Consider the following 10,641-nt stretch of genomic DNA (forward strand, 5'->3'; position numbering starts at 1 on the left):
GGGAAGGTTTGGTGGAGCCAGGCGGAATCGAACCGCCGACCTCTTGAATGCCATTCAAGCGCTCTCCCAACTGAGCTATGGCCCCGCCGATTTCGCGAAGGGTTTGGGGAACCCCGCAGCGGTGGCGGAACTTAGGGCGCGTTTCTTCTTTGATCAAGCAAAACCTTGAACCGGAAGAAAAAAGCGCCCTGGCGCCGCCGGAATTCTACTCGTCGTCCTCGCTGACGCCGCGAATGATTCCCGAGACGTCGTCTTCCTCGTCCTCATCGTCGGGCAGGAAGGCATCGTCATCGGCGCCGCTGTCGTCCTCGATCTCCTCGAGCATATCGTCGCCGAGACCCTCCGCCGCCAGCTCCTCATCGCGAAGCTCGTCGAGCGACACGTCCGCATCCTCGTCGGAGACGATCGACGCACGCGGCGCGACCTTGTCCTTGGGCTTTTCGACGGGCCTGGCGCGACGGGCCTTGACGCCCGTGTCCGGCACGAATTCGTGCTTGCACTTCGGACAGACGGCCGGGCTCTTGTTCAGATCGTAGAACTTCGCGCCACAGCTCGGGCAGTCGCGCTTTGTACCCAACTCCGGTTTCGACAAGCTGAATTCTCCTCGCGGTATTCCGCGTCTCTGGCTCGCTTTTCAAGGGCTTGCCCACCGCTCCCGCGGCAGCGCCCCGAAGGATTTTCCCATTGCCACGATAAGTTGCTCCTGTCAAAACCTATTCGCGAGCGCCAGTGCGCCGCCTCACGGCCCTGCGCTTCGCCGGGACCCTCTTTCCCCGATTTTTGACGGATCCGACCCTTGGCGCATGCACCACAAAACCCGAATTCGAGCCTGATAGCCGAGCCTTCCCACGCGCTTGCCGGACGCCTCAGGGTTCCGGGCGACAAGTCGATTTCTCATCGCGCGCTCATCTTCGGCGCACTGGCCGTCGGCGAGACGCGGATCACCGGCCTCCTCGAGGGCGAGGACGTGCTCGCCACCGCCGAGATCATGCGCCAGCTCGGCGCTGAGGCGACGCGCACGGGCGAGGGCGCCTGGAGTGTCCGGGGTGTGGGCGTCGGCGCGCTGCGGGAGCCCGCAGAGGCACTCGACTTCGGCAATTCGGGAACGGGGGCCCGCCTCATCATGGGGCTCGTCGCCGGCCACCCGATCACCGCCACCTTCATCGGCGATGCATCGCTCTCGCGCCGTCCCATGGGCCGGGTCATCGCCCCGCTGACGCAGATGGGCGCGATCTTCCATGCGCGCGAGGGCGGGCGGATGCCACTCACGCTCACCGGCGCGCGCCACACCATGCCCATCACCTATGAGAGCCCCGTCGCTTCCGCGCAGGTCAAATCCGCGATCCTGCTCGCCGGCCTCAATGCCCCCGGCGTCACCACCGTCATCGAAAAGGTGCCGACCCGCGACCACACGGAGCTGATGCTGCGCGCCTTCGGGGCGAAGGTCGAAACCGAATCACGCGAGGATGGCGCCGTCGCCATTCACCTCACCGGCCAGCCCGAACTCTCGCCCTGCCCCATCGTCGTGCCGGGCGACCCGTCCTCGGCCGCCTTCCCCGTCGTCGCGGCCCTCATCGTGCCGGGCTCGGAGATCACCGTCGAAGGCATCACGCTCAATCCGCATCGCGCGGGCCTCTATACGACGCTCATCGAAATGGGTGGCGACATCGAGATCATGAACCAGCGCGAGGAGGGCGGCGAACCCGTTGCCGATCTCCGCGTCCGCGCGAGCGAGCTTCGCGGCATCGAGGTGCCGCCGGAGCGCGCGGCCTCGATGATCGACGAATATCCGGTGCTCGCCATCGCCGCCGCCTTCGCCAGCGGCAACACAATCATGCGCGGGATCCACGAGCTGCGCGTCAAGGAGAGCGACCGCATCGCGGCCACCGCGGCGGGCCTCAGGGTGAACGGCGTCAAGGTCCACGAAACGGAGGATTCGATGACGGTCGAGGGGCGCTCCGGCCATGTTGAGGGCGGCGGCCTCGTTGCGACGCATATGGACCACCGCATCGCCATGTCCTTCATCGTGCTCGGGCTCGCCGCGCAGAGGCCGGTCACCATCGACGACGCCTCGATGATCGCGACGAGCTTCCCCGATTTCGCCGGGCTCATGCGCGGCCTCGGCGCGACCCTCGCCGGGCAGGGCCAGTGAGCCTCGTCATCGCCATCGACGGCCCGGCCGCATCCGGCAAGGGAACGCTCGCGCGCCGGCTGGCGCAGCATTACGGCCTCGCCTTTCTCGATACGGGTTCCCTCTACCGCGCGGTCGGCGTGGCGGTGATCGCGGCGGGGGGCGATCCGGCCGATGAGCAAGCCGCCCTTGCCGCGGCGCAAGCGCTCGACATGTCGAGGATCGACGAGCGCGCGATCCGCACGCGCGAGGCGGGCGAAGCGGCCTCCCTCGTCGCCGTCATGGCGCCGGTGCGCGCGGCCATCCTCCAGTTCCAGCGCGATTTCGCGGCCAACCCGCCGGGCGGGCACAGGGGCGCGGTGCTCGACGGACGCGACATCGGCACCGTCGTCTGCCCCGATGCCGATGTGAAGATCTTCGTGACCGCGAGCCCCGAGGTTCGCGCCCATCGCCGCTGGCTCGAACTCAAGAATTCGGGTGCGGATGTCTCCGAGGCACAAGTCCTTGAAGATACTAAGGAAAGGGACCGTCGCGACGCCGAAAGGGCAACCAGCCCCATGCGGCCTGCCCCCGACGCGCACTTGCTCGATACCACCGATTTGAGTATAGAAGCCGCGTTCGGCGAGGCCGTCCGGATCATTGACAAGTCAACGAGTTAAGCGCGTTTGCCGCGAATGCGGCACGGGCTTCGCGCGTTGACCTTTCAGTGTTCGGCAACGGTCCCGGCGACGTTCACTTTTATTTTGAAACCTCTAACCGCCTGCTCATGTCCACATGCTCCCGGGCATATTCACGACCCAGGGAGAAGACCGCCGGATACAACCGTCGGCCGGAACAAGCACCGCCAGGAGACTGAACACATTGGCTAGCACAGAAAGCGCGCTCAACCCGAGCCGCGAAGACTTCGCCGCCCTCCTCGAAGAGTCCTTCAGCTACAACGAGATGCAGGAAGGCGCAGTCATCAGGGGCACGATCGTCGGCATTGAAAACGATCTCGCCATCATCGATGTCGGCCTCAAGACCGAAGGCCGCGTCGCCCTCAAGGAATTCGCCACGCCCGGCAAGCCCGCCTCCGTCAAGGTCGGCGACACGGTCGAGGTCTATCTCGAGCGCATCGAGAACTCGGCCGGCGAGGCCGTGCTGTCGCGCGAGAAGGCCAAGCGCGAGGAAAGCTGGATCCGCCTCGAAGCCGCCTTCGAGAAGCAGGAGCGCGTCGAGGGCCAGATCTTCGGCCGCGTGAAGGGTGGTTTCACCGTCGATCTCGACGGCGCCGTCGCCTTCCTCCCCGGCAGCCAGGTCGACATCCGCCCCGTGCGCGACGTCACCCCGCTCATGAACATTCCGCAGCCCTTCCAGATCCTCAAGATGGACAAGCGGCGCGGCAACATCGTCGTTTCCCGCCGCGCGGTGCTCGAGGAGACGCGCGCCGAGCAGCGTCAGGAACTCGTCGAGAACCTCAAGGAAGGCCAGGTGCTCGAAGGCGTGGTCAAGAACATCACCGATTACGGTGCGTTCGTTGATCTCGGCGGCGTCGACGGCCTGCTCCATGTGACCGACATCGCATGGCGCCGCGTCAACCACCCGACCGAAGTTCTCTCGATCGGCCAGACCGTGAAGGTCCAGGTGATCAAGGTGAACCAGGAGACGCAGCGCATCTCGCTCGGCATGAAGCAGCTCGAGGCCGATCCGTGGGAAGGCGTCTCCGCCAAGTATCCGGTCGGCGCCAAGCTCAAGGGCCGCGTGACCAACATCACCGATTACGGCGCGTTCGTCGAACTCGAGCCGGGCGTGGAGGGCCTTGTCCACGTCTCCGAAATGAGCTGGACGAAGAAGAACGTGCACCCCGGCAAGATCGTTTCGACCTCGCAGGAAGTCGAAGTGATGGTGCTCGAGGTCGATCCGGTGAAGCGCCGCATCTCGCTCGGCCTGAAGCAGTGCCTCGACAATCCGTGGACGACCTTCGCGGAGAAGTTCCCGATCGGCACCGTCGTCGAAGGCGAAATCAAGAACATCACCGAGTTCGGCCTCTTCATCGGCCTCGACGCCGATGTGGACGGCATGGTCCACATGTCCGACCTCGACTGGAACCGGTCGGGCGAGGAAGCCATGGCCGACTACCAGAAGGGTCAGGTCGTGAAGGCCGTGGTGCTCGACGTCGATACCGAGAAGGAGCGCATCTCGCTCGGCATCAAGCAGCTCCAGGGCGATCCGATGGAAGCGCTCGGCGACATCCGCAAGGGCGCCGTCGTCACCTGCACGGTGACGGGCGTTCAGGAGAACGGCATCGAGGTGTCGGTCGGCGAGGACGGCCTCTCCGCCTTCATCCGCCGCGCCGAGCTTTCGCGCGACCGTGGCGATCAGCGTCCGGAGCGCTTCGCGGTCGGCGACAAGGTCGATGCCCGCGTGACGCAGTTCGACCGCGCCGCTCGCAAGATCGCACTCTCGATCAAGGCGCTCGAGATCGCGGAAGAAAAGGAAGCCGTCGCGCAGTACGGCTCGTCCGATTCGGGCGCGTCGCTCGGCGACATTCTGGGTGCGGCGCTCAACCGCGCGCAGGACGAGAAGAAGTAAGCGTCTCCGCGTCGCTCATGACGCGAAGGGACAATTGGGCTAGACTCCGGCTCCGTTTCAGACGTCTGGAGATGCCCTCTTGTCCTACGATGCAGATGCACTCACAGACAGGCGGCGCCTCAAGCGCCGCCTGTTCTTTTGGCGCTTCGGCGCCATCGCCGCGGGCGCCGCGGCGCTGATCGCGCTTTTCGGCGGAACCGGCATCCTCCCCCACCGCGCCCAGATCGCGCGCGTCGAGATCAACGGCATCATCACCGACGATCGCGATCTGCAGAAGCTCATGGGCAAGCTCGCGGACGACAGGGCCGTGAAGGCCGTCATCCTCTCCATCGACAGCCCCGGCGGCACGACGACCGGCGCCGAGGCGCTCTATGAAAGCGTGCGCCGCCTCGCCGCGAAGAAGCCCGTCGTCGCCACGCTCGGCACGGTCGCCGCTTCCGGAGGCTATATCGCCGCTATTTCGGCCGACCACATCGTCGCGCGGGGCAACACGCTCACCGGCTCGATCGGCGTTCTCTTCGAGTGGGCGCAATTCTCAACCCTGCTCGACAAGATCGGCGTCGAGATGCGGGAGGTGAAGTCCGCGCCGCTCAAGGCCGAGCCCAACCCCTTCCACAAGCCGAGCCCCGAGGCCCTCGCGGTCACGCAGGGGCTCATCTCCTCCTCTTATGACTGGTTCCTCGGCCTTGTCGCCGAGCGGCGCAAACTCGACGCCGCCACCGCCAGGAAGCTCGGCGACGGGCGCGTCTTCACCGGCTGGCAGGCGGTCGAAAACCGGCTCGCCGACGAGATCGGCGGCGAGGAGCAGGCGCTCAAATGGCTTACCAGGACAAGGAACATTCCGGCCGGCCTTCCGGTCGAGGACTGGGCGCCGGAGCGCCCTGGCGAAGGCCTCACCCCGCTGGGGGCGCGGGCGCTCGGGCAGGCGCTCGCAGCGGGCGTCGAGGCACTGGCCGGAAAAACGCTGCAAACAAAAAGACTTACCCTTGACGGGCTTACAAGCGTTTGGCACCCTGAGCCGCGTTGACCGATGAGTTTCACACTGCCCTGGGGGGCGGGGTACGGGGAAGCGGGGTTGGACGTAACCTTGGACCATGCCTGCTCCCGGCAGTCCAAGCCCCGGACGCGCCAGACATGATCAAATCCGAACTCGTCGCCCGCCTCGCACAGGCCAATCCGCATCTCTATCAGCGGGATGTGGAGCGCATCGTCTCCACCATCTTCGATGAAATCAGCGCGGCACTGGCACGCGGCGACCGGGTGGAACTCAGAGGCTTCGGCGCCTTTTCCGTGAAAAGCCGACCCGCACGCACGGGCCGCAATCCCCGCACCGGGGCGCCCGTCCATGTGGAGGAGAAGTTCGTGCCCTTCTTCAAGACAGGCAAGGAACTGCGCGAACGGCTCAACAACGCCGATATTCCGGAGCACAAGCTCCTCGCCGTCGAAGGAGACGAGGGCGACGAAGGGGACGATCACGAGTGATCCCCCGCCCCTCCCGCTTTTCGGGAGAGGCCATGGAGGAGCAAGACCTTGAAACTTCTGCGCTGGATCGTCCTGCCGCCGCTCGCGCTCATCGTCATGGCGCTGGCCGTCGCCAACAGGCAGCGGGTGACGTTCAGCCTCGACCCGTTCAACCCGGCCGAACCCGCGCTCGGCCTCGACATGCCGCTGGCGGCGATCGTGCTCGCCGCGCTTTTCATCGGCATCCTGATCGGCGGCTTCGCGGCCTGGAGCCAGGCGAAGATCAAGGCGGCACGGCGGGCAGCGCCCCCGCTGCCGCCCCGGCCCCCGGCGCCCCTCTAGCGCAGCATTTCGTGGACGGCGCGGCGGTGCTATAACGCGGCGACTTCAACGAGGGACCCCGGATGAGCCCCAAAGGCCTGAGCATGAACCCGATTTTCTGCGCGCTCGACACGATCGACGAGGCGCGCGCGACCTCGCTTGCGCGCGGGCTCAGGGGCTCGGTCGGCGGGGTGAAGCTCGGCATGGAGTTCTTCTATGCGCGCGGGCCCCAGGGTTACCGCGCGGTGGCGGAAGCGGGCCTGCCGGTCTTTCTCGACCTCAAGCTCCACGACATCCCGAACACGGTCGCGGGCGGCATCCGCGCCGTGCTGCCGCTCAGGCCCGCCATCGTCAACGTCCATGCGGCGGGCGGGCTCGCCATGATGCGGGCGGCGGCCGAGGCGGCGCAGGAGGCGGGCCGTGAGCGGCCGCTCGTCATCGCCGTCACCGTGCTGACGAGCCTCGATGAGACGGACCTCGCGGCAACGGGCGTCACGGGCGCGCCCGCCGACCATGTTCTCCGCCTCGCCCATCTCGCCGCCAAGGCCGGCCTCGACGGCGTCGTCTGCTCGGCGCATGAGATCGAAGGGCTCCGGCGCGAACTCGGCCCCGATTTCAAGCTCATCGTGCCGGGCATCCGGCCTGCCGGTAGCGACATCGGCGACCAGAAGCGTATCATGACGCCCGCCGAGGCGCTGGCGCGCGGCGCCGATGTGCTCGTCATCGGGCGGCCCATCACGGGCGCCGCCGATCCCCGCGAGGCGGCAGAAGCGATCAGCGCTTCGCTGGCTGCATGATGTCCACGCAGAAAACGCCCGTCCGGGTGAAGATTTGCGGGCTTTCGACGCCCGAAACCGTTGCGGCCGCGGTCGAGGCGGGCGCCGATTATCTCGGCTTCAATTTCTACCCCCGCAGCCCGCGCTATGTGACGCCGGAAGAGGCGGCGGCTCTTGCCGAGCGCGTGCCCCCTTCGGTTCTCAAGGTGGCGCTCACGGTCGATGCGGATGACGCCACGCTCGAGCGCATCGTCGCCGCGCTCAAGCCCGATATTCTCCAGCTCCATGGCAACGAAACGCCGGAGCGCCTGCGCGAAATCAAGGGCCGTTTCGGCATCACACTGATGAAGGCGATCGCCGTCGCTGCGCCGGAAGACCTCGAGCGCATCGAGATTTACCGTGATTGCGCCGATTTGTTGCTGTTCGATGCCAAACCGCCTACATCTATGGCGAATGCGCTGCCCGGCGGAAACGGGCTCGTCTTCGACTGGTCGCTCATCGCCGGACAGAAACCGGACCTGCCCTGGATGCTTTCAGGCGGGCTCACCGCGGAAAATGTCGGCGAGGCGATCCGGACGACCGGCGCGGAGGCGGTCGACGTCGCCTCCGGCGTCGAGGACGAGCCGGGCCGAAAGAATCCGGAGCTGATCAGGAAGTTCGTACGGGCGGCCAGAACCCTGTGAGGGTGCCCCATCGTACAAGCTTCGCCATGGGCCTCCCGGCCCGGCGAGGAATGACGGGAAAGAGATAAACGTGAGCGCGAGTTCCAAAGTGAATTCCTACAGATCGGGCCCCGACGAGCGCGGGCGCTTCGGCATTTTTGGCGGCCGTTTCGTCGCCGAGACGCTGATGCCCCTCATCCTCGATCTCGAAAAAGCCTATGACGAGGCGAAGAACGACCCCGCCTTCATTGCCGAACTCGAGAAGCTCAACACGCATTATGCCGGCCGGCCGAGCCCGCTCTATTTCGCAGAGCGGCTGACCGAGCAGCTCGGCGGCGCCAAGATCTATTTCAAGCGCGAGGAGCTCAATCACACGGGCTCGCACAAGATCAACAACTGCCTCGGGCAGATCCAGCTCGCCCGCCGCATGGGCAAGACGCGCATCATCGCCGAAACGGGCGCGGGCCAGCATGGCGTCGCCTCGGCGACGGTCGCCGCGCGCTTCGGCCTTCCCTGCGTCGTCTATATGGGCGCGACGGACGTGGAGCGGCAGAAGCCCAACGTCTTCCGCATGAAGCTTCTCGGCGCCGAGGTCGTGCCGGTGACGTCGGGCTCGGGCACGCTCAAGGATGCGATGAACGAGGCGCTGCGCGACTGGGTGACGAATGTCGAGGACACCTATTACCTGATCGGCACGGTCGCGGGCCCCCATCCCTATCCGGCGATGGTGCGCGACTTTCAGTCGGTAATCGGCAACGAGGCAAAACAGCAGCTCCTCGAAATGGAGGGCCGCCTTCCCGATACGCTCGTCGCCTGTGTCGGCGGCGGCTCGAATGCGATGGGCCTCTTCCACCCCTTCCTCGACGATGACGGCGTCGAGATCATCGGCGTCGAAGCGGGCGGCCACGGCATCGAGACGGGCGCGCATTCGGCCTCGATCCTCGGCGGCACGCCCGGCGTGCTGCATGGAAACCGCACCTATCTGCTGCAGGACGATGACGGGCAGATTCTCGAAGGCCATTCGATCTCGGCCGGCCTCGACTATCCGGGCATCGGGCCTGAACATTCTTGGCTGAGCGACATCGGCCGCGTGAAATACGTCGCCGCGACCGACAAGGAAGCGCTCAACGCCTTCCAGCTCTGCTCAAGGGTCGAGGGGATCATTCCCGCGCTCGAGCCTTCGCATGCGCTCGCCCATGTCATCAAGATCGCGCCGACGCTGCCCAGGGAGCACATCATCGTCATGTGCCTCTCCGGCCGGGGCGACAAGGACGTTTTCTCGGTCGCCGAGCACCTCGGAGTGAAGCTGTGAGCACGACACGCCTCGACAGACGCTTTGCAAAGCTCAAGGCCGAGGGCCGCCCGGCTTTCGTCACCTTCACGACGGCGGGCGATCCCGATTTCGATGGCTCGCTCGAAATCCTGAAGGGCCTGCCCGCCGCGGGCGCCGACGTGATCGAACTCGGCATGCCCTTCACCGACCCGATGGCGGACGGGCCCGTCATTCAGGCATCCTCGCAGCGCGCGCTGAAGGCCGGCGCGACGACGAAGCGGACGCTCGAACTCGTGCGCCAGTTCCGCGCTGGCGACGACGAGACGCCCATCGTGCTCATGGGCTACTACAACCCGATCTACCATATGGGCGTCGAGAAATTCCTTGCCGCGGCGCGCGCGGCCGGCGTCGACGGGCTCATCGTCGTCGATCTTCCGCCCGAAGAGGATGACGAGCTTTGCGTGCCCGCGCTCAATGCCGGGCTCAACTTCATCCGCCTCGCAACGCCTACGACGGATGACAAGCGCCTGCCTGCCGTCCTCGCGAATACGTCCGGCTTCGTCTATTACGTGTCGATCACCGGCATCACCGGCACGGCCACGCCGGAAAGCACGAAGGTTGCAGGCGCCGTGCAGCGCATCAAGCGGCACACCTCGCTTCCCGTCGCCGTCGGCTTCGGCATCAGGACGCCCGAACAGGCCGCCGCGATCGCCAGGGCGGCGGACGGCGCCGTCATCGGCTCAGCCATCGTCGGCGCCATCGCCACCGAACTCGACGCCGGTCGCAAGCTCAAGGCGGGCGGCGCCGGGCGCGTGCTCGCCTTCGTGCGCCAGCTCGCCGAGGGCGTTCACAACGCACGCCAAGCCGCCGCGGAATAATCGGAGGAACGAGAGCCATGAACTGGATCAGCAATGTCGTCCGCCCGAGAATCCAGCGCGTCTTCAAAAAGAAGAAGACGGACACGCCCGACAATCTCTGGCGCAAATGTCCCGCCTGCAACGAGATGATCTTTCACCGCGATCTCGATACGGCGCTCGGCGTCTGCCCGCATTGCGATCACCACATGCGGCTCGGCACGAAGGAGCGCTTCGCTGCGATCTTCGATGAGGGGCAGTATCAGCTCGTGCCGGTCAACGGCGTGCCGCTCGACCCGCTGAAATTCCGCGACCAGAAGAAATATCCCGACCGGCTGAAGGAAGCGCGCAGCAAGACCGGCCTCGAAGACGCGATCACGGTCGCGCATGGCCCGCTCGACGGCATCGAGGTCGTCGCCTCCATACAGGACTTCGCCTTCATGGGCGGCTCGCTCGGCATGGCGGCGGGCGAGGCGATCATCAAGGCCGCCGAAACCGCGCTCGAAAAGCGCGCGCCTCTCATTCTCTTCACGGCCGCGGGCGGCGCGCGCATGCAGGAGGGCATCCTCTCGCTCATGCAGATGCCGCGCAC

12 protein-coding genes and 1 tRNA gene are annotated in these 10,641 nt (G+C 66.2%); 11 read left to right on the plus strand and 2 right to left on the minus strand.

What is annotated here, in order from left to right:
- Window positions 1-9: 9 nt before the first annotated feature.
- Window positions 10-85: transfer RNA gene (locus tag PKA57_RS14395), tRNA-Ala, on the minus strand.
- Between the two features lie 120 nt (window positions 86-205).
- Window positions 206-592, minus strand: coding sequence for a TIGR02300 family protein (locus tag PKA57_RS14400; RefSeq protein WP_324301759.1), 387 nt, complete (start codon window positions 590-592; stop codon window positions 206-208).
- Between the two features lie 204 nt (window positions 593-796).
- Between PKA57_RS14400 and aroA the strand changes: the two genes are divergently transcribed.
- The 11 genes from aroA to PKA57_RS14455 all read left to right on the plus strand — a co-directional run.
- Window positions 797-2,152, plus strand: coding sequence for a 3-phosphoshikimate 1-carboxyvinyltransferase (gene aroA / locus PKA57_RS14405; protein WP_324301761.1), 1,356 nt, complete (start codon window positions 797-799; stop codon window positions 2,150-2,152).
- The gene (gene cmk, locus PKA57_RS14410) at window positions 2,149-2,790 is read left to right on the plus strand and encodes a (d)CMP kinase (RefSeq protein WP_324301763.1); all 642 of its coding nucleotides are present in this window, start codon (window positions 2,149-2,151) and stop codon (window positions 2,788-2,790) included. Before aroA ends, cmk begins: the two co-directional genes overlap by 4 nt.
- 202 nt (window positions 2,791-2,992) lie before the next feature.
- Complete coding sequence (gene rpsA / locus PKA57_RS14415) at window positions 2,993-4,702, plus strand: 30S ribosomal protein S1 (RefSeq protein WP_324301765.1); 1,710 nt, start codon at window positions 2,993-2,995, stop codon at window positions 4,700-4,702.
- 79 nt (window positions 4,703-4,781) lie between these two features.
- Window positions 4,782-5,729: a signal peptide peptidase SppA gene (sppA, locus tag PKA57_RS14420; protein WP_324301767.1), complete on the plus strand. Its 948-nt coding sequence runs from the start codon at window positions 4,782-4,784 to the stop codon at window positions 5,727-5,729.
- A 107-nt stretch (window positions 5,730-5,836) separates the two neighbouring features.
- Window positions 5,837-6,184: an integration host factor subunit beta gene (gene ihfB, locus PKA57_RS14425; protein WP_324301769.1), complete on the plus strand. Its 348-nt coding sequence runs from the start codon at window positions 5,837-5,839 to the stop codon at window positions 6,182-6,184.
- A gap of 48 nt (window positions 6,185-6,232) precedes the next feature.
- A complete protein-coding gene (locus tag PKA57_RS14430; RefSeq protein WP_324301771.1) occupies window positions 6,233-6,505 on the plus strand; it encodes a DUF1049 domain-containing protein in 273 nt (90 codons plus the stop codon).
- 62 nt (window positions 6,506-6,567) lie between these two features.
- Entirely contained in the window at window positions 6,568-7,281 is a 714-nt protein-coding gene (gene pyrF, locus PKA57_RS14435; protein WP_324301773.1) for an orotidine-5'-phosphate decarboxylase, read from the plus strand.
- Window positions 7,281-7,943, plus strand: coding sequence for a phosphoribosylanthranilate isomerase (locus PKA57_RS14440; protein ID WP_324301775.1), 663 nt, complete (start codon window positions 7,281-7,283; stop codon window positions 7,941-7,943). Before pyrF ends, PKA57_RS14440 begins: the two co-directional genes overlap by 1 nt.
- A 70-nt stretch (window positions 7,944-8,013) precedes the next feature.
- On the plus strand, window positions 8,014-9,234 hold the full coding sequence (gene trpB, locus PKA57_RS14445) for a tryptophan synthase subunit beta (RefSeq protein ID WP_324301777.1): 1,221 nt from the start codon (window positions 8,014-8,016) through the stop codon (window positions 9,232-9,234).
- Window positions 9,231-10,073: a tryptophan synthase subunit alpha gene (trpA, locus tag PKA57_RS14450; RefSeq protein ID WP_324301779.1), complete on the plus strand. Its 843-nt coding sequence runs from the start codon at window positions 9,231-9,233 to the stop codon at window positions 10,071-10,073. Before trpB ends, trpA begins: the two co-directional genes overlap by 4 nt.
- A 17-nt stretch (window positions 10,074-10,090) precedes the next feature.
- Window positions 10,091-10,641 (plus strand): acetyl-CoA carboxylase carboxyltransferase subunit beta (locus PKA57_RS14455; RefSeq protein ID WP_324301781.1); only part of this gene is annotated, 551 nt, incomplete at its 3' end.

This window comes from Parvibaculum sp. (assembly GCF_035325945.1).
Classification (GTDB): Bacteria; Pseudomonadota; Alphaproteobacteria; order Parvibaculales; family Parvibaculaceae; genus Parvibaculum.

Excerpts from the sequence above, each read along its gene's own strand:
- PKA57_RS14440 (WP_324301775.1), top strand. The coding sequence starts at position 7,281 with ATGTCCACGCAGAAAACGCCCGTCCGGGTGAAGATTTGCGGGCTTTCG.
- pyrF (WP_324301773.1), top strand. The coding sequence starts at position 6,568 with ATGAGCCCCAAAGGCCTGAGCATGAACCCGATTTTCTGCGCGCTCGAC.
- ihfB (WP_324301769.1), top strand. The coding sequence starts at position 5,837 with ATGATCAAATCCGAACTCGTCGCCCGCCTCGCACAGGCCAATCCGCAT.